The 21,171-nt window shown below is 71.0% G+C and carries 17 protein-coding genes, 2 tRNA genes and 2 pseudogenes; 13 read left to right on the forward strand and 8 right to left on the reverse strand.

Features of this window, described 5'->3' with window-relative positions:
- Positions 1-193: 193 nt before the first annotated feature.
- Entirely contained in the window at positions 194-682 is a 489-nt protein-coding gene (locus ACRWNP_RS21755) for a ribose-5-phosphate isomerase (RefSeq protein WP_431963840.1), read from the forward strand.
- A 7-nt stretch (positions 683-689) separates the two neighbouring features.
- Positions 690-1,505 (forward strand): Fpg/Nei family DNA glycosylase, encoded by an 816-nt coding sequence (locus ACRWNP_RS21760; protein WP_431963842.1) that lies wholly within the window; start codon positions 690-692, stop codon positions 1,503-1,505.
- 46 nt (positions 1,506-1,551) lie between these two features.
- Here the strand turns inward: ACRWNP_RS21760 and ACRWNP_RS21765 are convergent, their stop codons facing one another.
- Both ACRWNP_RS21765 and ACRWNP_RS21770 read right to left on the reverse strand, forming a co-directional pair.
- Positions 1,552-1,980 (reverse strand): MscL family protein, encoded by a 429-nt coding sequence (locus ACRWNP_RS21765; protein ID WP_431963844.1) that lies wholly within the window; start codon positions 1,978-1,980, stop codon positions 1,552-1,554.
- Positions 1,981-2,219: 239 nt separating this feature from the next.
- Positions 2,220-3,449: a GNAT family N-acetyltransferase gene (locus ACRWNP_RS21770; RefSeq protein WP_431963846.1), complete on the reverse strand. Its 1,230-nt coding sequence runs from the start codon at positions 3,447-3,449 to the stop codon at positions 2,220-2,222.
- A 128-nt stretch (positions 3,450-3,577) separates the two neighbouring features.
- Between ACRWNP_RS21770 and ACRWNP_RS21775 the strand changes: the two genes are divergently transcribed.
- Positions 3,578-4,720, forward strand: a complete 1,143-nt coding sequence (locus ACRWNP_RS21775; RefSeq protein WP_431963848.1) for a PP2C family protein-serine/threonine phosphatase — start codon at positions 3,578-3,580, stop codon at positions 4,718-4,720.
- A gap of 90 nt (positions 4,721-4,810) precedes the next feature.
- Here the strand turns inward: ACRWNP_RS21775 and ACRWNP_RS21780 are convergent, their stop codons facing one another.
- Positions 4,811-6,061, reverse strand: a complete 1,251-nt coding sequence (locus tag ACRWNP_RS21780; RefSeq protein WP_431963850.1) for an acyltransferase family protein — start codon at positions 6,059-6,061, stop codon at positions 4,811-4,813.
- A 453-nt stretch (positions 6,062-6,514) separates the two neighbouring features.
- Between ACRWNP_RS21780 and ACRWNP_RS21785 the strand changes: the two genes are divergently transcribed.
- Entirely contained in the window at positions 6,515-6,709 is a 195-nt protein-coding gene (locus tag ACRWNP_RS21785; protein ID WP_431963852.1) for a hypothetical protein, read from the forward strand.
- A 67-nt stretch (positions 6,710-6,776) separates the two neighbouring features.
- Here the strand turns inward: ACRWNP_RS21785 and ACRWNP_RS21790 are convergent, their stop codons facing one another.
- The gene (locus tag ACRWNP_RS21790; RefSeq protein ID WP_431963854.1) at positions 6,777-7,781 is read right to left on the reverse strand and encodes an asparaginase; all 1,005 of its coding nucleotides are present in this window, start codon (positions 7,779-7,781) and stop codon (positions 6,777-6,779) included.
- 116 nt (positions 7,782-7,897) lie between these two features.
- Between ACRWNP_RS21790 and ACRWNP_RS21795 the strand changes: the two genes are divergently transcribed.
- Entirely contained in the window at positions 7,898-8,350 is a 453-nt protein-coding gene (locus ACRWNP_RS21795) for an Lrp/AsnC family transcriptional regulator (RefSeq protein WP_431963856.1), read from the forward strand.
- Positions 8,351-8,375: 25 nt separating this feature from the next.
- Positions 8,376-8,690: pseudogene (locus ACRWNP_RS21800) on the forward strand (glutaminase); the annotation flags it as partial.
- A gap of 19 nt (positions 8,691-8,709) precedes the next feature.
- On the opposite strand, the gene ACRWNP_RS21805 reads toward ACRWNP_RS21800, so the two are convergent.
- From ACRWNP_RS21805 to ACRWNP_RS21815, 3 genes and pseudogenes are all read right to left on the reverse strand, one after another.
- Entirely contained in the window at positions 8,710-9,084 is a 375-nt protein-coding gene (locus ACRWNP_RS21805; protein ID WP_431963857.1) for an arsenate reductase family protein, read from the reverse strand.
- A gap of 137 nt (positions 9,085-9,221) precedes the next feature.
- A pseudogene (locus ACRWNP_RS21810) lies at positions 9,222-10,070 on the reverse strand (CorA family divalent cation transporter); the annotation flags it as partial.
- Positions 10,071-10,663: 593 nt separating this feature from the next.
- Positions 10,664-10,734, reverse strand: a tRNA-Gly gene (locus ACRWNP_RS21815).
- Positions 10,735-10,845: 111 nt separating this feature from the next.
- Here ACRWNP_RS21815 and ACRWNP_RS21820 point away from each other — a divergent pair.
- The 5 genes from ACRWNP_RS21820 to clpX all read left to right on the forward strand — a co-directional run bounded on the left by ACRWNP_RS21820 (position 10,846) and on the right by clpX (position 15,521).
- Positions 10,846-10,922: transfer RNA gene (locus ACRWNP_RS21820), tRNA-Pro, on the forward strand.
- Positions 10,923-11,086: 164 nt separating this feature from the next.
- On the forward strand, positions 11,087-12,481 hold the full coding sequence (gene tig, locus ACRWNP_RS21825) for a trigger factor (RefSeq protein WP_431963859.1): 1,395 nt from the start codon (positions 11,087-11,089) through the stop codon (positions 12,479-12,481).
- Positions 12,482-12,722: 241 nt separating this feature from the next.
- The gene (locus tag ACRWNP_RS21830; protein WP_319139309.1) at positions 12,723-13,325 is read left to right on the forward strand and encodes an ATP-dependent Clp protease proteolytic subunit; all 603 of its coding nucleotides are present in this window, start codon (positions 12,723-12,725) and stop codon (positions 13,323-13,325) included.
- A 69-nt stretch (positions 13,326-13,394) separates the two neighbouring features.
- Positions 13,395-14,060: an ATP-dependent Clp protease proteolytic subunit gene (locus ACRWNP_RS21835; RefSeq protein ID WP_431963861.1), complete on the forward strand. Its 666-nt coding sequence runs from the start codon at positions 13,395-13,397 to the stop codon at positions 14,058-14,060.
- Positions 14,061-14,234: 174 nt separating this feature from the next.
- Positions 14,235-15,521 carry an ATP-dependent Clp protease ATP-binding subunit ClpX gene (gene clpX, locus ACRWNP_RS21840; RefSeq protein WP_431963863.1) on the forward strand — a complete coding sequence of 429 codons (1,287 nt, stop codon included), beginning with the start codon at positions 14,235-14,237 and terminating at the stop codon, positions 15,519-15,521.
- 69 nt (positions 15,522-15,590) lie between these two features.
- On the opposite strand, the gene ACRWNP_RS21845 is transcribed toward clpX, so the two are convergent.
- Positions 15,591-16,472, reverse strand: a complete 882-nt coding sequence (locus ACRWNP_RS21845) for a hypothetical protein (protein WP_431963865.1) — start codon at positions 16,470-16,472, stop codon at positions 15,591-15,593.
- A gap of 444 nt (positions 16,473-16,916) precedes the next feature.
- Here ACRWNP_RS21845 and ACRWNP_RS21850 point away from each other — a divergent pair, with 444 nt between their 5' ends.
- Together ACRWNP_RS21850 and folC are read left to right on the forward strand one after the other, a co-directional pair.
- Positions 16,917-19,553 carry a valine--tRNA ligase gene (locus ACRWNP_RS21850; RefSeq protein WP_431963867.1) on the forward strand — a complete coding sequence of 879 codons (2,637 nt, stop codon included), beginning with the start codon at positions 16,917-16,919 and terminating at the stop codon, positions 19,551-19,553.
- Between the two features lie 131 nt (positions 19,554-19,684).
- Positions 19,685-21,169 carry a bifunctional tetrahydrofolate synthase/dihydrofolate synthase gene (gene folC, locus ACRWNP_RS21855; RefSeq protein ID WP_431963972.1) on the forward strand — a complete coding sequence of 495 codons (1,485 nt, stop codon included), beginning with the start codon at positions 19,685-19,687 and terminating at the stop codon, positions 21,167-21,169.
- Positions 21,170-21,171: the final 2 nt, after the last annotated feature.

Raw genomic sequence — 21,171 nt, forward strand, 5'->3', positions numbered from 1 at the left:
GACCCGGGGGGGGGGCGGGGAGAGTCCCCCCCCCCCACCCGTTCTCCGTGGGCCTCCCGGAGCAGCGGCGCGCCTTCAAGGCCGGTTCCCACGACGTGCCCGGCTACCGGAAGACCCGCCTGGAGCGGCTCGAATTCCCCTCACGGAACACCCACGGCATGTCGCCCGACGTGCCCGTGCGACACTCGTGCGCATGCGCGTGTACCTCGGTTCCGACCATGCCGGCTTTGAACTCAAGAACCACCTCGTGGAGTGGCTCAAGGCCAACGGGCACGAGCCCGTCGACTGCGGCCCCCACGTCTACGACGCCCAGGACGACTACCCGCCGTTCTGTCTGCGCGCCGCGGAGCGCACCGCCGCGGACCCCGGCTCCCTCGGCATCGTGATCGGCGGCTCGGGCAACGGTGAGGCCATCGCCGCCAACAAGGTCAAGGGCGTGCGGGCCGCGCTCGCGTGGAGCCGGGAGACCGCGACCCTCGGCCGCGAGCACAACAACGCCAACGTCATCAGCGTCGGCGCCCGCATGCACACCACGGACGAGGCCACCGGGTTCGTCGAGGTCTTCCTCGGCACGCCCTACTCGGGTGAGCCGCGCCACACCCACCGCATCGACATGCTCACCGCGTACGAGACCACCGGCGAGCTGCCCCCGATCCCCCCGCACCACCCGCAGGAGGGCTGATCCGGGCATGCCCGAGGGGCATACGATCCACCGCCTCGCCGCAGACCACGAGGAACGCTTCGCCGGCCACGTGGTGCGCGCGAGCAGTCCGCAGGGCAAGTTCTCCGACGGCGCCGCCCTCCTCGACGGCGCCGTGCTGGAGTCCGCGGAGGCCCACGGCAAGCACCTGTTCCTGGGGTTCGGCCCGGTCGGCTGGATCCATGTCCACCTCGGGCTGTACGGCAAGTTCGGCTTCGGTACCGGCCCGGGCCGGGCCCCCGTCGGCCAGGTCAGGCTGCGCCTGGCCACCGACGAGCACCATGCCGACCTGCGCGGGCCGACCGCCTGCGAGCTGATCACCGAGGCTGAGAAGCAGGCGATACACGAGCGGCTCGGCCCGGACCCGCTGCGGCCGGCCGACACCGGGGAGCGCGCCTGGATCCGCGTGGCCCGCAGCCGCACCAGCGTCGCCGCGCTGCTGATGGACCAGAAGGTCGTCGCGGGCGTCGGCAACGTCTACCGCGCCGAGGTCCTCTTCCGCCACGGCGTCGACCCGTACCTGGCGGGACGGGACCTGGACCGCGCCCGGTGGGAGGCGATCTGGGCCGATCTGGTGGCCCTGATGCGCGAGGGTGTGCGGAACAACCGCATCGACACCGTCCGCCCCGAGCACACGCCCGAGGCGATGGGTCGCCCGCCGCGCGTCGACGACCACGGCGGCGAGGTCTACGTCTACCGCCGCGCCGGGATGCCCTGTCACATATGCGGCACCGAGGTGCGCACCGCCTCCCTGGTGGCGCGCAACCTCTTCTGGTGCCCCGTCTGCCAGCCCGCCCGCGGCTGAGGCCCGATCCGCCGGGCCGTTCCGCCGTGCGGTGCGCCCTGCCCGGCTACGGGGCGACGGCCTGGCCGCTGCCGCAGTAGCGGCACTTGCGGGCCGCGGCGGGGATGTCCTCGGACAGGCACTCCGGGCAGGTCTTCACCGGGCCGGGATCGCCGAACACCGTGACGCCACGCCGTGCCTGGTAGGCCTTGTACGGGACGATGATCACGAAGTAGACGACCGCCATGAAGATCACGAAGTAGATCAGCGTGGAGATGAAGGATCCGAGATCCAGATAGGTCTTGCTGTTGCCCGGCCTGCCGAGCTGCCAGCCGAGGCCCGGTGACGCCCCGCCCTGGGCGCGGGCGATGATCGGGTTGATCACGTTGGCGGTGAACGACAGGATCAGCGTGCTGAACGCCAGGGCGACGATCAGGCCCACCGCCACGATGATGACGTCCCCGCGCAGCAGGAAGTTCTTGAAACCCTTGAGCATGACGATTCCTCCTCGCCGCTCGACCGGACACCTCCGCGGGGCCGGCGCACCGTCGTCCGCCCCGCCCCCAGACCAGTCGGCGGGGACGGGGCCCGCAAGCGGTGCGGGTCCGGGCGGGGGAGGGCCGTGCGGGGGAGGGCCGTGCGGCGGGAGAGGGCCTGCCGGCCGGACCGCGGAGCGCAGGGACCGGCTCGGCGCGGCCGACCGTGAGGCAGGCACCTGATCCGGTCCGGAAGGGCCTAGAAGCCGTGCGGCAGCCAGGGGGCGACCTCACTGCCGAAGGCCACCGTGGCCTCCCGCAGCGCGCCCTGTCGCAGCTCCCGCACGCGGCCGGCCCGTGACAGCGCGGTCAGCGAGACGTCGCCCAGGTAGGCCGCGCCCAGCTCGCGCACCGACAGCGCCAGGTCGGCGGCGTCCGTCGTCCGCTCGCAGGTCGCGCCCTTGGCGTCGCCGCCGAGCCGCCAGCGGCCCTCGTTCCAGGGGCAGAAGGGGTCCGAGACCTCCAGCACGACGTCCAGCGGGGCCACGTAGGTACGGGCCGACAGAGCCGCGCCCACCTCCACCGGGCGCAGCAGCAGGCCTTCCCTGACGCGTACGCCGCAGCGGCGGACGTCGTCGACCAGGTGCAGGACCGGGTCGTCGGCGGGACGGTTGCGGGAGGTGATGCGGCAGGTGAGGTCGATGCCGAACAGGTAGCGCCACAGCGCGGCACATGTGTCCGGATCCAGCGCCTCCAGGTCGCGCAGCACCACCGTTCCGTCGGGGCCGCCCGCGTTCCAGGCGGGCTTCACCGCGTACCGCGCGTAGCCGCGCACCTCGCCGTCCCGCTCGGCGACCACGCACAGCAGGTTCGACGCGCCGTCCCGGTACGCCTCCGGGTCGAGCACGCCCTTGCGCTCCCAGTTCGGCCGCCGCTCCAGCATGCCCGGCCGGGTGGGCACCAGCCGCGCGTAGACCTCCTCGCAGGCCGCCAGGGCCTCCTCCGGGTCGGCGAAGCGCAGCGTGACCTCATCGGCGCCCGCGGGCACGGTGAGGCCCGCCCGCTGGGTGTCGACCTCCAGGCTCATCTGGCGGGTGGCGACCTCGTAGCCGTACCGGCCGTATATCGCCGGCTCGGACGCCGTGAGCACCGCCAGCGGCTCGCCCAGTTCGCGCACCTCGTCCAGTTGCCGCCGCATCATCGAGCTCAGCAGCCCGCGGCGGCGGTGCGTCGAGGCGACGCTGACCATGGTGACGCCCGCCGCCGGGACCACGGCTCCGCCCGGCACCGCCATACGGAAGGAGAACGCCCCCGCGGTGCCGACGACCTCCGTGCCGTCCCAGGCCGCGATCGACCGGGAGAGCTCGGTCACCCCGCGGTCGAACTCCCGCTCCTCCGCGGGCTCGCGCGCACTGCCGAACGCGCGTTCCAGCTTGCTGAACCACTCGTCCCACTGTTCGGACTCGAGAACCCGCAACTCCACCGTCATGTCCCCTGCCTACCAGCAGTCCCAACGGCGGGCGAACGGTTTTCGCCGGTCACCGCGGCGAATCGGCGCACCACGAGGGGCACCTCCCATGCGGAGGACGGGTGAGGGTGGATAGGGTCGCCGGGAAGATGGCACGAAGCCCGGTAGGAGACGGATTCAGGGCCCGGTGGCGCAGGACGGTCCACCGGGCCCGGGTCGGCCTGCGCAAATCCGCCGTGGACTACTTCCGCGGCGACGCGGCCGACTGGCTCGCCCTGACCGCCCTGACCATCAGCGTCCCGCTGATCGCCTGGGGCACGATGCTGGCGCCGCAATGGTGCCCGCCCACCACCTTGGTGCTGCCCGTCGTCGTCGGCGGCCTGCTGCTGCGCCCCTCCAGCCTGCTGTTGCTGTACGGGGCCAGCGCCGCCGCGTTGGTCGTCGAGTCCGCCGTCCTCGGCCCGTACCGCGAGGGCGTGGCCCGCGTGACCCCGGGCACCGTGCTCGTGGTGGCGGCGGTGGCGCTGGCCGGGCTGATCGTCGCGCAGTTCCGCGCCCGGGTCGGTGTGCCCTGGATGCGCGGCGGCACCATGCTCTTCGACCTGCGCGAGCGCATCCGGGTGCAGAGCAGGCTGCCGCGGCTGCCCGAGGGCTGGCACGCCGAGATGGCGCTGCGGCCGGCCGGCGGCCAGTCCTTCTCCGGCGACTTCGTGGTGGCCACCCGCACCTCGGGCGGGCGCGTCCTGGAGGCCGTGCTCACCGACGTGTCGGGCAAGGGCATGGACGCCGGCTCGCGCGCGCTGCTGCTGTCCGGCGCCTTCGGCGGCCTGCTCGGCTCGCTGCCGCCGCCCGCCTTCCTCACCGCCGCCAACGGCTACCTGCTCCGCCAGAACTGGGAGGAGGGCTTCGCCACCTCCGTCCACCTGGTGCTGGACCTGGAGTCCGGCGACTACGAGCTGCTCTCCGCGGGCCACCTGCCGGGCATGCAGCTCAGCGCGGGCACCGGCCGCTGGGAGGAGAAAGCGGCCGAGGGTCCGCTGCTGGGGGTGTACGACGGCGCCGAGTTCCACAGCGTGAAGGGCACCCTGCGCTCCGGCGACGTCCTGCTGCTCTTCACCGACGGCCTGGTCGAGGCCGCCGGCCGCGACCTCACCGAGGGCATCGACCGGCTCATCGGCGAGGCCGACCGCTACGTCGCGCACGGCTTCCGCGGCGCGGCCTGGCAGCTGATCGAGGCGGTGGCCAAGGACGTCAACGACGACCGCGCCCTGCTCATCGTGTGCCGGGACTAGAGCGCGTCGTCGAATTGGCTCCCCCAGCTCCGCTGGGAGGTGCCCCCAGGCGCGGTGCATCGCAAGGCGGAAAGTCGTCCTCGTAGTGGGCTACTCGGACGATTCCACAACGCAGCGAGGTGCCGTGCCAGGCGTCGCGGGGTGGGGGCACCCCCGGCCGAAGGTCGCGGGAGGGACTTTGCCGACAGCTCCAGGCGCCGGCCGGAACGCCCAGGACATCTTCGGCTCCATCGCGAAACGGAACAGCCGCTGCACGGGCGGGGTGCACAACGCGGTGACCACCGCGACGGCGATCGCGGTGATCGCGACCTGGCCCAGCGGTGTGTGGATCCAGTCGTGGTCGTACCAGCTGCCGAAGCGCGAGCCCTTGGCGATGAAGCCGTGCAGCAGGTAGCCGTAGAGCGTGCCGGCGCCGAGGGCGGTGAACCACATGCGGCGGCGCGGCACCCAGGCGAAGAAGCACACCGTCAGCGCCAGGGAGCAGCAGAACAGCACCGGCGTGACGACCGGCCCGGTCCACCAGGGCGCGCCCAGCTCCTGGGCGCTCGTGCGGTGGTAGAGCCAGGCCCTGTCCATGCGGGGCACCAGCCAGTAGGAGACGACCAGTGCGGCGAGCCCCACCGGAACGGACAGCACGCGCACGGCCCGGCGCCGCGCGAGGTGGAAGTGCTCGGCCTTCAGGCACATGCCGAGCACGAAGAAGGGCAGGAACTGCAGGACGCGCTGGAGTTCCAGGTCGTCGCCGATGGCCGGGGAGAGGGACGCGAGGGCCGCGATCACGAGGGCGATCACGACCGGGTGCCGCACGATCCGCCAGACGGGTGCGGTGAGGCGCCAGATGAAGAGGGCGGCGAGGAACCACGTGAGGTACCAGGGGTCCAGCAGGCTCAGCGGCTGCGGCGCGGCGTCGTCTGCCCAGTTCCTGAAGAGCGAGTAGGCGGCCTCGAAGAGCAGGTACGGGACGGCGACGCCGGTGATCAGTCTCCTGACGCGGTCCGGACGGGCGTCGAAACTCTTCGAGAAGTAGCCGGAGATGACGATGAAGGCCGGCATGTGGAACGCGTACACGAGGTTGTAGAGCGCTCCGGCGGCCCTGCTGTGCCCGGTGAGCGGTTCCCAGGCGTGGCCCATCGCGACCAGGACGATGGCGAGGTACTTGGCGTTGTCGAAGAACGGGTCGCGTCCCGCGGAGGGCGCGCAGGACGTGGCGGGGGCGGAGGACCCCGCGGGGGCGGCCGTCCCGGGGCCGAAGAAGGCCTTCTTGCGCGGGGCGGGGAGAACGGAATTCCCGGTCTGGGTCCTGCCGGGGGACAGGGTGTTCGTGCGGAGGGGCTGGAACATTCGATGCACCATAGCGGGCGCCCTCTGCCCGGGTAAATTTCCGGTCGGAATGGCGGGCGCGGCGCCGCCGGCCGGTAATGCTTACGTCGCGCCACTGTCCGTTCTATGACGCTTTGGGCAGTCATATAAGGGTTGAACGGGACATGTCGACAGGCGGGTTGGCGGTTGTGCAGGTTTTTTGTTGATCCTTTGTGTGGCAAGTCGGTGTGCGGGGAAATAGTTTGAGGGAAATTCACTCGAACGTGCCGTGCAATTGCGAGATTCGCCTCGTCCGAAGCGACCGGAACCGGTCGCGACGTCCTGCGTCACAGGTGTGCGACCCCGGCGCGCGGGGAAGGGGTCTCACGCGGGGTCACGGTGTCGGTGGCAGGTGGCACGATGGACGTCGCGGGGGTGCGGCTGCGGTGGCTCCCCCCGGAACGGTGAGGCGTCAGACCGAGGATGTGATCCCCAGTGGCCATCTCCCTGTCCGTGGTGCTGTTGTTGGCGATCATCATGATCGTCCTGATAAGGGGCAAGTCGCTCAAGGTCGGCCCGGCCATCGTCGCCGCGCTCTTCGGCTTCTTCCTTGCCTCCACGGGCATGGCCCCGTCGATCAGCAAGTTCCTGGACTCGTTGGCCGACACCATCAACCAGATAAACCTCTGACCGTCACAGGTCATCCGTCACAGGTCACCCGTCACCCGGCGCGATGACCGCGCCGGGTGACGGGGAGTCAGGCGACAGCCGGCGTGCGGTCCTCGGCCGTTGCGATGATGCGCCGCAGTGCGGCGGCCCGCTCCTCGGGGCCCTCGGCGGACAGCAGCGCCGCCAGCACGGCGATGCGGGCCTGTCCCGCGCGCAGCGTCCCGGTCAGCACACCGCCGGCCGCGGCGAGGTCCACCGCCCCGCCCCCGGTGTACAGCGGTGCCACCGGCCCCGCCGCCACCCGGGTGCTCACGGCGACCAGCACGCCGGCGTCCACCGCGCGGCGCACCGCCGCCACGAAGTCGGGCGTCGCGTTGCCCGCGCCGGTGCCGACCAGCACGATCCCCTGCGCCCCCGCGCCCAGCGCGGCCTCGAACAGCAGGGGGTCGGCGTCCACGTGGTGCATCACGACGTCGACGCGCGGCGCCCCGGCGCCGGCGTCCGGCAGCGGCAGCGCGGCGGCGCGCGGCCGCGGAGCGCCCCAGGCGATCTCGCCGAACTTCACCCGTCCCAGCGGCCGCCCCGAGGGGTCGGCGAAGGCCTGGACGTCCAGGGTGTGCGCCTTGACCGTGCCCCGGGCGGCGTGCACGAAGCCGCCGAAGGCGATGACCACGCCGATGCCCTCGCCGGTCGCGGCGGTCAGCAGCGCGTCGTAGAGGTTGCCCGCCGCGTCCCCGTCGACGGCGTCAAGCGGGAGCTGGGCGCCGGTGAGGACCACCGGGCGCCGGTCGTCGTGGTGGAGGTCGAGGAGGAAGGCGGACTCCTCCATGGTGTCCGTCCCGTGCGTCACCACGACGCCGTCCACGGCCGGATCCGCCAGCACCTCGTGGACCGTCCGCAGCAGCTCCAGCTGGTGGGCGGAGGTCAGCCGCGAGCTGTTCACCGTGAACAGGTCGCGGACGTTCACCTCGACGCCCTCGGGGACCGCACCCGCGGCCAGCACCTCGTGGCCGGCGGCCTCGGCCGCGTAACCGGCCCCCTGCCACCGGCTGGCGATCGTGCCGCCGGTGCCGATCACGACGACGTGCTTCACATTTCCCTCGCTCGCGTGTTCGCCCAACCCTCCGCCGCAAGGATATGCGCTGACCTCTGGCATTGGATTGCTGATCAGCCCGCGTAGACCGGGCATCCGTGGTATCCATCACCGTCATGGACGCCATTGACAGAAGTATCTTGCGTGAGCTCCAGGCCGACGGCCGGCTCACCAACCAGGAGCTGGCCGCCCGGGTCGGCCTCACCCCCTCCCCGTGCCTGCGCCGGGTGCGCCAGCTGGAGGAGGACGGGGTGATCCAGAGCTACCGGGCCGTCGTCGATCCCGCCGCCGTCGGCCGGGGCTTCGAGGTCTTCGCCTCCGTCGAGGTGCGGCGGGACCGCGAGACCGTCGCCGACTTCGAGGAGCAGGTGCAGGCCATCCCCGACATCGTGGAGGCCTACCGGCTCTACGGCGCGCCCGGCTGCCTGCTGCGGATCGCGGTGGCCGACAGCGACGCCTACGAGCGCTTCTGGACCGAGAAGCTGATCGCCCTGCCGGGCGTGAGCGAGGTGAACTCGCAGATGATCATGAAGCGGATCAAGGGCCCCAAAGGAGTGCCGGTCGGCTAGGGCCCGGGTCCGATGGCCCGGTGGGGAGGCCTCCTGCCGCGACCTCGCCCTGCCGGGCGGCTTCCTCGCCCGGCACGGTCCGCGCGCCGACGGCAGCCGCCTGCGTCCCGCGCCGACGCCCAACGCCTCAGCGTCGTGCTGCTCACCGGCGGCACCTACGACGCCGCGGGGGAGTTCGCCCACCGCGTGGTCCCGCCCGGCAAGAGCGGCGTCGGCGGGGCCGTCCTCGCCGTCCTCCCCGGCCGGGGCGCCCTGTGCGCCTGGAGCCCCGGCCGGCGACTCTGTCGGTGCCAGGGCGGCCCTCGACGCGTTCACCTCGGCCACCGGGCTGTCGGTGTTCTGGACGGTTCCAGGCGGTTCTAGACAGTGTCCTGGACGCGTCCGAGCGCGTCGCGCACCGCCTCCTCGGAGCGGGCGACCACCGCCGTGCCGTCCTCGGCGGTGATGATCGGCCGCTGGATCAGCCGGGGGTGCGCCGCCAGCGCCCCGATCCAGCGCTCCCGCTCAGCCGGCTCGCGCGGCCACTCCTTCAGGCCCAGTTCCTTCGCCTCGGCCTCCTGGGTCCGCACGATGTCCCAGGGCTCCAGCCCGAGCCGCTCCAGCACCGCCCGGATCTCGCCGGCGTCCGGCGGGTCCTCCAGATAGCGGCGCACGGTGTACTGCGCGCCCTCCTCGTCCAGCAGATGCAGCGCGGAGCGGCACTTCGAGCACGCGGGGTTGATCCAGATCTCCATGCCGTCAATGTAGTGAGGCGTTCAGCCCTCGTCGCGCCCGTCGTCGCGCAGCTTGTGCCGGATGCGGGTGCGTGCAGCACGTAGACGGCGACGAGCATGACGGCCGCCTGCAGTCCCACGGCGAGCAGCCAGAAGACGATCCTGCTCTCCAACTCGTCCGTCATGTAGGTGAAGTTCATGCCGAAGAAGCCGGTCAGGAAGGTCGGCGGAAGGAAGATCGTCGACACGATGGCCAGCCGGTTGATCACGCCGTTCTGCTCGCCGGACACGAGGGAGGAGTAGCTGGCGAAGGCCCGCCGCGCCGCGTCCTGGAGCGACTCGATGCTGCTGAGCACCATCCGCGCGGCCCGCTGGTAGGAGGCGGCGAGGCGCTGCCGCTCCTCGGGGAAGCTGCCGCTCATCATCCGCCGGGTGATGGTCTCGTCGGTCGCCTGCAGGAACGGCAGCAGGGCGTGGTGCAGCAGGGCCGCCCGCCGCCGCAGCCGGGCCAGCCGGTACACCTGCTGCGGGTGCCGGCTCTCGAACATCTCGTCCTCGAGGTCCTCCACCTGCAGCAGCGCCTCCACGGCGGACTTGCGGAAGGTCTCCAGGGCGTCCTCCAGCAGCAGGAACAGCGCGCCGGTGGAGTCCGGGGGACGTTCGTGCGGCAGCCGGGCGATGAACCGCCCGACGAGCGTGTTCGGCCCCCGGTGGACGGTGACCAGGTACCGCTCGGTCACGAAGGCGTGGACGTGGACGACCTCGCCGTCGTCGATGACGGGAACGACGAGCCGGGCGTTGTCCCCGTGGAACTCCGCCCGTGCCGCCTCGCCCTCCCGGCCCAGCCATGCCAGGTCCTCGGCGTCCAGGCCGAGTTCGGGGGCGATCGGCGGCTCGTCGGGCGGCCCTTCCCCGGACACCTCGATGTCCACGAGCAGGAACCGGCACGCCGCCAGACGCTCACGCGCCTCCAACACGGCGGCGCGGGCGGCGGTGCCCTCGGGCATCGACACCACCGTAACGATCACCGATCCTCACCGTGGATCAATGGCACACCTCCCAGCCTGCGCAGACTCCGGCGCCCCCCGCATGCGGAGACGCCCGGTCCGGGGATCCGCGGTCCCGGGGCGGTGCGGTGCCGCGATGAGGAAGGGCGGCCTGCTGCCGACCGGTCCCGGCCCCCGCGGCACCCTGACGTTCGCCGACTGGCTCGAGGAGCAGAGCCCGGCGAAGCCCTCGTGACGACGTTCCGGACCTCTCCGGAGCGGGCCCCGTGTTCCCCAACTCGACGGCGGCGCCGACCGGGTCGACCACTGCGGGCGTCCGCCCGGGCGGCATGTGCCGTCGCCTCGGGCACCCCCGATGGGGTGAGTCGACCGGTCCCGCCGGCAAGTACACGGGCGTACCCGCAGGACGGCCGCGGTTACCGGCACCGCCGGGCGTGTCGTCGCGGCCGGGCGAAGGAGGGGCATCCCGCGCCGGAATCGCGCTGGAACCCCGCCGGAACCGCGCGCGGACGGCCGGGGCGACCGGTGCGGCCGGGGAACACAAAGGCCCAGGTCCGGGGAGATACTGCCCTGACCTGGGCCTTTGTCTGCAGAGCGGGCGACGGGAATCGAACCCGCGTAGCCAGTTTGGAAGACTGGGGCTCTACCATTGAGCTACGCCCGCAACGACCGGTCATTCTGGCACATCAGATCGTAGCCGATCGACCCGGCTCCCACGCACGTCATATTTGTCCGTCGGGGTGTGCGGAGGCATGTACTCTACGTGTCGCACCGACGGGGTGTGGCGCAGCTTGGTAGCGCGTCCGCTTTGGGAGCGGAAGGTCGTCGGTTCGAATCCGGCCACCCCGACCAGTGCTCGGCCGCCTGTGCCGAGCAGGCCCGGCCGCAGGATTGTGGTACCGGTAGGATGGGTCGTCGGCCACCTGAAACGCGGAAAAGCCAGGTCGAACACCAGCCGCCCCGCATGAACGCCGAGCGGCCGCCCATCAACGTAAAGCCCCCAAGGAGACCCAACCGTGAAGAGCGCCGTCGAGACTCTGAACCCGACCCGGGTTCGACTCACTGTCGAGGTGCCCTTCGAGGAGCTCAAGCCCAGCCTCGACGCGGCGTACAAGAAGATCAACCAGCAGGTCACGGTGCCGGGCTTCCGTAAGGGCAAGATCCCCGCGCGCGTCATCGACCAGCGGTTCGGCCGTGGCGCGGTCCTCGAAGAGGCCATCAACGACGCACTGCCGAAGTTCTACACCGAGGCGGTCAACGAGGGCGAGCTCAACGTCCTCGGCCAGCCCGAGGTGGACATCACCGAATTCAACGACGGCCAGGAGCTGAAGTTCACCGCCGAGGTGGACGTCCGCCCGGTCATCGAGATCCCGGACTACTCCGGCATCGAGGTCACCGTGGACGCCATCGAGGTGTCCGACGAGGACGTCGACAAGGCCCTGGAGCAGCTGCGCGAGCGCTTCGCCTCCACCACCGTCGTGGAGCGCGCCGCCGCCGACGGCGACGTCGTCGTCGTCGACCTGGAGGCCTCGGTCGACGGCGAGGTGCTGGAGGACGGCGTCGCCAGCGGCGTCACCTACACCATCGGCTCGGGCCAGCTGCTCGACGGCATCGACGAGGCCGTCATCGGCCTGGAGGCCGGCGGTTCGGCCACCTTCACCTCCGAGCTCAAGGGTGGCTCCGCCGCCGGCAAGCAGGCCCAGGTCAAGGTGGACGTCACCACCGTCCAGGCCCGTGAGCTGCCCGAGCTGGACGACGACTTCGCCCAGCTGGCGAGCGAGTTCGACACCCTCGAGGAGCTCCGCGCCGACGCCGTGAAGCGCCAGGAGCGCATCAAGCAGTACGACCAGGCCACCCAGGCCCAGGAGAAGGTGCTGGACGCCCTCCTGGAGCTGGTCGACATCCCGTTGCCGGAGAAGCTGCTCAAGGACGAGATCGAGACCCGCGTCCACAACCTGGAGCACCACCAGTTCCCGGCCATGGGCCTGACCTGGGAGTCGTTCCTCGAGAACGAGGGCAAGACCCGCGAGGAGTACGACCAGGAGATCGAGGGGCAGGCGAAGAAGGGCATCAAGACCCAGTTCGTCCTGGACGAGCTCGTCTCCACCGAGAAGCTCTCGGTCAACCAGGAGGAGCTCACCGAGCACCTCATGCGCCGCGCCGCCTCCTCCGGCATGAGCCCCGACCAGTTCGCCCAGGCGGTCGTCGAGGGCGGCCAGGTGCCCCTGCTGGTCGGCGAGGTCGCCCGCGGCAAGGCGCTGGCCCTGGTCGTCGAGGCCGCCACGGTCAAGGACACCAACGGCGAGGTCGTCGACCTGGAGGACGAGGAGGACGAGGCCGGCGAGACGGTCGAGGCCACCTCGCAGGACGCGGACGCCGAGACCCCCAAGGGTGAGGGCTCCGAGGCCTGAGCCTCGCCCCGCAGCACCATCCGACGGGCCCGGACGACAGTTGCGTCCGGGCCCGTTCTGCTCCGTTTCGCTCTCCGCTTACCCCCTCCCTGCGCTCACAGCGAACAGTTCCGCGTGGGGGATTGCCGGGCCCCACCTGCGCGTTAGGGTCCGTAGGTACGAGGGCCCGTGCCCTACGAGAAGACCCTGTGACGGCGTCCGCGCCGTCCGACAACGAGCAGGTGGATACGTGACGACTCCGATGCCTTCCGCCGCCGGCGAGCCGACCATCGGTGGCCTCGGCGACCAGGTCTACAACCGGCTGCTCGGCGAGCGGATCATCTTCCTCGGCCAGCCGGTGGACGACGACATCGCCAACAAGATCACCGCGCAGCTGCTCCTCCTTGCCGCCGAGCCGGACAAGGACATCTACCTCTACATCAACAGCCCCGGCGGCTCCGTGACGGCCGGCATGGCGATCTACGACACCATGCAGTTCATCAAGAACGACGTCGTCACCATCGCCATGGGCCTGGCGGCCTCCATGGGGCAGTTCCTGCTGACCGCCGGTACCCCCGGCAAGCGCTTCGCGCTGCCGAACACCGACATCCTGATGCACCAGCCGTCCGCCGGCCTGGCCGGCTCGGCCTCGGACATCAAGATCCACGCCGAGCAGCTCCTCCGCACGAAGAAGCGGATGGCCGAGCTCATCGCAGAGCACTCCGGCCAGAGCGTCGAGGCGATCACCCGTGACTCCGACCGCGACCGCTGGTTCTCCGCCGAGGCGGCCAAGGAGTACGGCCTGATCGACGACGTCATCACGCATGCCGTGAACGTCCCGGGCGGCGGCGGCACCGGGGCCTGACCGGGCCGTGAGCCCGTACAGCCCCGCAGGACCGACCCCAGCCCACTGCTCATCTCCAGGACGGTGAACGTGACCACCCAGAACTTCCCCGGCAGCGGCCTGTACGACCGCGTGAACGCCGCCGAGGCCCGCTACGTCGTCCCGCGCTTCGTGGAGCGCACCTCCCAGGGCGTCCGCGAGTACGACCCGTACGCGAAGCTCTTCGAGGAGCGCGTGATCTTCCTCGGGGTGCAGATCGACGACGCCTCCGCCAACGACGTCATGGCACAGTTGTTGTGCCTGGAGTCGATGGACCCGGACCGCGACATCTCGGTGTACATCAACAGCCCCGGCGGCTCCTTCACGGCGCTGACGGCGATCTACGACACGATGCAGTTCGTGAAGCCCGACATCCAGACGGTCTGCATGGGTCAGGCGGCGTCCGCCGCGGCCGTGCTGCTCGCCGCCGGCACCGCCGGCAAGCGGATGGCGCTGCCCAACGCCCGCATCCTGATCCACCAGCCGTACAGCGAGACCGGCCGCGGCCAGGTCTCGGACCTGGAGATCGCCGCCAACGAGATCCTGCGGATGCGGGCCCAGCTGGAGGAGATGCTGGCCAAGCACTCCAGCACCCCCATCGAGAAGATCCGCGACGACATCGAGCGCGACAAGATCCTCACGGCCGAGGAGGCCCTCTCCTACGGTCTGGTCGACCAGATCGTCTCGACCCGCAAGGGATCGTCGGTCGCGGTCTGACGCCCGGCAGGGCATTCTGCGACAAGAAGTCCCCTCTTGGAGTCACTGGGTTGTGCAGGTCACGGCCCAGTAGCTCCAAGGGGGGCCCGCACTGGGGCCGCGGCAAGGTACCGTCGATAGGCAAGCACCAGGACTCGTCGAACTGACGGGACCCAGGCGAAGGGGAAGCACCTCGTGGCACGCATCGGTGACGGCGGCGATCTGCTCAAGTGCTCGTTCTGCGGAAAGAGCCAGAAGCAGGTGAAGAAGCTCATCGCAGGACCCGGTGTGTACATCTGCGACGAGTGCATCGACCTCTGCAACGAGATCATCGAGGAGGAGCTCGCCGAGTCCTCCGAGGTGCGGTGGGAGGACCTGCCGAAGCCGCGCGAGATCTATGAGTTCCTCGAGAGCTACGTCGTCGGCCAGGAGCCGGCGAAGAAGGCGCTCTCCGTGGCGGTCTACAACCACTACAAGCGGGTGCAGGCCGGTGAGAACGGCGGCGGCCGCGGCCACGACGACGGCATCGAGCTCGCCAAGTCCAACATCCTGCTGCTCGGCCCCACGGGCTCGGGCAAGACCCTGCTCGCCCAGACCCTGGCCCGGATGCTGAACGTGCCGTTCGCCATCGCGGACGCCACGGCGCTGACCGAGGCGGGGTACGTCGGCGAGGACGTCGAGAACATCCTGCTCAAGCTGATCCAGGCGGCCGACTACGACGTCAAGAAGGCCGAGACGGGGATCATCTACATCGACGAGATCGACAAGGTGGCCCGCAAGAGCGAGAACCCGTCGATCACCCGCGACGTCTCCGGCGAGGGCGTGCAGCAGGCGCTGCTGAAGATCCTGGAGGGCACCACGGCCTCGGTGCCGCCGCAGGGCGGGCGCAAGCACCCGCACCAGGAGTTCATCCAGATCGACACCACCAACGTTCTGTTCATCGTGGGCGGTGCCTTCGCCGGTCTGGAGAAGATCATCGAGGCCCGGGCCGGCGCCAAGGGCATCGGTTTCGGCGCGACCATCCGCTCCAAGCGCGAGATGGACTCCGCCGACCAGTTCTCCGAGGTCATGCCGGAGGACCTGGTGAAGTTCGGCATGATCCCCGAGTTCATCGGGCGTCTGCCGGTCATCACCAGCGTGCACAACCTCGACCGCGAGGCGCTGCTGCAGATCCTGGTCGAGCCGCGCAACGCCCTGGTCAAGCAGTACCAGCGGCTCTTCGAGCTCGACGGCGTCGAGCTGGAGTTCGAGCGCGGCGCCCTGGAGGCCATCGCCGACCAGGCCATCCTTCGCCAGACCGGCGCCCGTGGCCTGCGCGCCATCATGGAGGAGGTGCTGATGTCGGTGATGTACGAGGTGCCCTCGCGCAAGGACGTCGCCCGCGTCGTCATCACCGAGGACGTCGTCCACTCCAACGTGAACCCGACCCTGGTCCCGCGCGAGCCCCGCATCATCGGCAAGGGCGAGCAGAAGAGCGCGTGACGCGCCCCGGCAGACGAAGAAGGGGGCGCCCGGCGGATGCCGGGCGCCCCCTTCGCCGTACGGCGTGGGTCACTTCTTGACGCGGACCTCGTCGCGGATCTTCACGGTGCTGTCCGCCCACTCCGTGGCGGAGGGCGCCTCGACGTCACCGGTGATGTCGACGTTCATGTTCATGGCCAGGGCGACCGTGCTGTCGTCGGCCCAGGCGCAGTACGGGAAGCTGACGCCGGCCGAGCCGATCGTGCCGCACTTCATGACGTCGCCGTCGAAGCCCGGGGGGTGGACCTCCTTCGGGGCCTCGCCGCCGGAGCCGCCGGCCTTGGAGGTGAAGGCGGCGAGCATCTTGTCGAGCACGTCGCCCGGGTCGCTGACGTCGCCGTAGGCGCCGGTGACGATCAGCTGCTCGGTGGTGCCCTTCTTGTAGCTGCCGGAGACCGTGGTGGCGTTGTCGATGCCCGTGTCGTCCCCGGTCTCACCGTCGCTGAGGGCGGGGTCGTTGCCGGACTTGGCGTACTGACCGTTCAGCAGCGTGGCCGGCATGGAGAGCTTGTAGTCACCGCCGCCGCCGACGCCGCCGCTGCTCGTGAGGGCGAGGACGCCGCCGCCTATCACCGCTACGGCGACCACGACGCCGACCACGATGCCGATGATCTTGCCCTTGCCGCCGGAGGACGGCGGCGGCGGGGCACCCCAGGCGCCGGGCTGCTGGCCGTACGGGCCCGGCTGCTGGCCGTACGGGCCGGGCTGCTGGCCGTACGGGCCGGGCTGCTGTGGGTGGCCGTATCCGGGGGCCGGCTGCGGGGCCGTGGGCTGCTGCGGGTAGCCGTAGCCCGGTGCGGGCTGCTGGGGCGGGCCGGGCGGCGCCGGTGGCTGCTGGGGGTGTCCGGGCTGGCCCCCGTGGCCAGGCTGGCCGCCGTAACCCGGCTGCGGCGGCGGCTGGTTGAAGCTCATCGGTGAGTCCCCTCGTTGAACTGCTGTCTCCTCGCACTCATCCTTGCGGATTGTTTAGGCCGTCTTTACATCGGGGTCGTCAGGACTTGGTAACAAGACGATGCAGATGCCCGGTTGGTCACCCTGACGGCCGGTGCGGCCGGGTACCGCCCACCCGCGCGATCCGCCGCGTCACCGTCAGGGCCGCCGCGTCCACCGGCCGTTGGGGCGCGGCGGCCGTGCTCCTGGGTCCGGTGATGCCATCCGCCGCCCCGGCCCCCGCCGTGGCCTCGGCCCGAGGGGCGGCAGCACGGGCCACCCGGATCGGACGGCGGGCAGGCCCCCCGGCAGGCCCCCCGGCGGGGCCCGCGGCGGGCGCGCGTCCTGCGGGCCCGGTCCCCTCCCCTCGCGCCCGGGTACCGGTGGATTCGTAACGGGGCCCGCCCCGCCCGTAAACTGAGCGCCGTGACCGACAACACTCAGCAGGCCGCCGCGAGCGGGCCGAACAGCGCGACCCCCGAACTGCCGACCCAGTACGCGCCGGCCGAGGTAGAGGGGCCCCTGTACGAGCGCTGGGTAGAGCGCGGTTACTTCGAGGCCGACGCCAAGAGCGACAAGAAGCCGTACACCATCGTCATCCCGCCGCCGAACGTCACCGGCAGCCTCCACCTGGGCCACGCCTTCGAGCACACGCTGATCGACGCCCTCACCCGCCGTAAGCGGATGCAGGGGTACGAGACGCTGTGGCAGCCCGGCATGGACCACGCCGGCATCGCCACGCAGAACGTCGTCGAGCGTGAGCTCGCCAAGGAGGGCAAGTCCCGCCACGACCTCGGCCGCGAGGCGTTCATCGAGCGCGTCTGGCAGTGGAAGGCGGAGTCCGGTGGGCAGATCTCCGGGCAGATGAGGCGCCTCGGTGACGGCGTCGCCTGGTCGCGTGAGCGCTTCACCATGGACGAGGGCCTGTCCGAGGCCGTCCAGACCATCTTCAAGAAGCTCTACGACGACGAGCTCATCTACCGCGCCGAGCGCATCATCAACTGGTGCCCGCGCTGTCTGACGGCCATCTCGGACATCGAGGTCGAGTACCAGGACGACGACGGCGAGCTGGTCTCGATCCGGTACGGCGAGGGCGAGGACTCCATCGTCGTCGCGACGACCCGCGCCGAGACGATGCTCGGCGACACCGCCGTCGCCGTTCACCCGGAGGACGAGCGCTACCGGCACCTCGTCGGCCGCGAGATCGAGCTGCCGCTCACCGGCCGCCGTATCCCGGTCGTCGCCGACACGCACGTCGACCCGCAGTTCGGCACGGGCGCCGTCAAGGTCACGCCCGCGCACGACCCGAACGACTTCGAGATCGGCCAGCGCCACGGTCTGCCGAACCTCGCCGTCATGGACGAGCGCGCCGTCATCACCGCGCACGGTCCCTTCCAGGGGCTGGACCGCCTGGAGGCCCGCTCCGCCATCGTCGCCGCGCTGCGCGCCGAGGGCCGGATCGTCGCCGAGAAGCGCCCGTACGTCCACTCGGTGGGCCACTGCTCGCGCTGCAAGACCACCATCGAGCCGCGGCTTTCCATGCAGTGGTGGGTCAAGGTCGGCCCGCTGGCGAAGGCCGCCGGTGACGCCGTCCGCGACGGCAAGGTCAAGATCCACCCCCAGGAGATGGAGAAGCGCTACTTCGACTGGGTCGACAACCTCCACGACTGGTGCATCTCGCGCCAGCTGTGGTGGGGTCACCGCATCCCGGTCTGGTACGGACCGGACGGCCAGACCGTCTGCGTCGGCCCCGACGAGGAGCCCCCGAGCGGCGAGGGCTGGACCCAGGAGACCGATGTCCTCGACACCTGGTTCTCCTCCGGTCTGTGGCCGTTCTCCACGCTCGGCTGGCCCGGGCAGACCGAGAGCCTCGCGAAGTTCTACCCGAACTCCGTCCTGGTCACCGGGTACGACATCCTCTTCTTCTGGGTCGCCCGGATGATGATGTTCGGTCTCTACGCGATGGACGGCACCCCGCCGTTCCACACCATCGCCCTGCACGGCATGGTCCGCGACCAGTTCGGCAAGAAGATGTCGAAGTCCTTCGGCAACGCGGTCAACCCGCTGGACTGGATGGACACCTACGGCTCCGACGCGCTGCGCTTCACGCTCGCACGCGGCGCCAACCCCGGCACCGACGTGCCGATCGGCGAGGACTGGGTCCAGGGCTCCCGGAACTTCACCAACAAGATCTGGAACGCCACGCGCTTCGCGCTGATGAACGGCGCCACGGTCGAGGGCGACCTGCCCGCGCCCGAGGAGCTGTCGGCGATCGACCGGTGGATCCTGTCCCGGCTGGACGCCACGGTCGCCGAGGCGGACGCGCTCTACGACGACTACCAGTTCGCCAAGCTCAGCGACGCCCTCTTCCACTTCGCGTGGGACGAGGTCTTCGACTGGTACGTCGAGCTCTCCAAGACCACCTTCATGGCGGGCGGCCGTCCGGCCGAGGTCTCGCGTCGTGTGCTGGGCGAGGTGCTGGACAAGCTGCTGCGACTGCTCCACCCGGTGGTCCCCTTCGTCACCGAGACGCTGTGGACCACGCTCACCGGACGCGAGTCGATCGTGATCGCCGACTGGCCGGCCGACTCCGGCTTCCGTGACGCGGCCGCCGAGAAGGAGATCGCGGCGGTCCAGTCGCTGGTCACCGAGGTCCGGCGGTTCCGCGCCGACCAGGGCCTGCAGCCGGGCCAGAAGGTCCCGGCCCGGCTCGACCTCGGCTCCACCGGACTGGAGGCCCATGAGGCGGCGGTCCGCCAGCTGCTGCGCCTGCAGCCGGAGGGCGAGGGCTTCACCGCGACGGCGACCCTCCCGGTCGCGGGCGCGAAGGTCGCGCTCGACCTGTCCGGGGCGATCGACGTGGAGGCCGAGCGCAAGCGGCTCGCCAAGGACCTGGCCGCGGCCGAGAAGGAGAAGGCGCAGGCCACGGCGAAGCTGGGCAACGAGGCCTTCCTCGCGAAGGCGCCGGAGCCCGTCGTCGCCAAGATCCGCACCCGCCTGGAGGCGGCCGAGGCGGACATCGCCCGCATCACCGCGCAGCTGTCCTCGCTGCCGCGGGACTGACGCACCCGGGGTGGGTGGGCAGGCGGAAACGCCCGCCCACAACCCGGATCTACCTGGCCGCTTCGTACAATGTGGTCGTGAGCAACCCGCGCCCCGAGAACGACGAGCCCCTTTCCGATCCGCTGGCCGCGATGGGTCTGGGCGGTGACGAGGACGAAGCCGACATCGACCCCGGCCGCGAGGCAGACCTTGCGGTGATCGAGGCGGGCAGCCGTACCCTCCGGGCCGGGGGACCGGTGCCGCAGGACGACGGTGTCCCGGCCCGCCCCGCCGACCCGGAGGTGGACAAGGCCCTCCGCGAGGTAGAGGCGGAGCTGGCCGGGCGCTGGCCGGAGACCAAGCTGGAGCCGTCCCTGGACCGGATGACCGCGCTGATGGACATCCTGGGCGAGCCGCAGCGCTCCTACCCCTCGATCCACATCACCGGCACCAACGGCAAGACCAGCACCGCCCGCATGATCGAGCAGCTGCTGCTCGCCTTCGACCTGCGCACCGGCCGCTACACCAGCCCGCACGTGCAGTCCGTCACCGAGCGGATCAGCCTCGACGGCCGGCCGATCGCGCCGGAGCGGTTCATCGAGACGTACCGCGACCTCAAGCCGTACGTGGAGATGGTCGACGCCTCGCAGCCGTACCGGATGTCGTTCTTCGAGGTGCTGACCGGCATGGCGTACGCCGCGTTCGCCGACGCTCCGGTGGACGTGGCCGTCGTCGAGGTCGGCATGGGCGGCAGCTGGGACGCGACCAACGTGGTGGACGGCACGGTCGCCGTGGTGACCCCGGTCGACCTGGACCACACCGACCGCCTCGGCGAGACGTCCGGCGAGATCGCGGTGGAGAAGAGCGGGATCGTCAAGAAGGACGCCATCGCGGTGCTGGCCCAGCAGCCCATGGAGGCGGCGCAGGTGCTGCTGAAGCGGGCCGTCGAGGTGGACGCGACGGTCGCCCGGGAGGGCATGGAGTTCGGCGTCACGCACCGCGAGGTGGCCGTCGGCGGGCAGATGCTGACCCTGCGCGGCCTGGGTGGGGAGTACGAGCAGGTCTTCCTGCCGCTGCACGGTGAGCACCAGGCCCACAACGCGTCCGTGGCGCTCGCCGCCGTGGAGGCCTTCTTCGGCATCGGCACCCTGCACGCGCGCACCCTGGACATCGACACCGTTCGCACCGCCTTCGCAGGCGTCACCTCGCCGGGCCGGCTGGAGGTCGTGCGCCGCAGCCCCGCCGTTGTGCTGGACGCGGCGCACAATCCCGCGGGAGCCCGGGCGGCGGCCGCCGCGCTGGACGAGGCCTTCGGGTTCACTCATCTGGTGGGCGTGGTGGGGCCGAGCGGCGACAAGGACGTACGGGGGCTGTTGGAGGCCTTCGAGCCGGTCTTCGCCGAGGTCGTGGTGACCCAGAACTCCACGCACCGCGCCATGGACGTGGACGAGCTGGCCGCGCTCGCGGTCGAGGTCTTCGGCGACGAGCGTGTGCAGGTCGAGCCCCGGCTGGACGACGCGATCGAGGCGGCCGTGACGCTCGCCGAGGAGCAGGGGGAGTACTCCGGCGCTGGGGTGCTGATCACCGGATCGGTGATCACCGTGGGAGAGGCCCGGCTGCTGCTGGGCCGGAAGTGACG

The organism is Actinacidiphila sp. bgisy160 (assembly GCF_965342435.1).
In the GTDB taxonomy this organism is placed as follows: domain Bacteria; phylum Actinomycetota; class Actinomycetes; order Streptomycetales; family Streptomycetaceae; genus Actinacidiphila.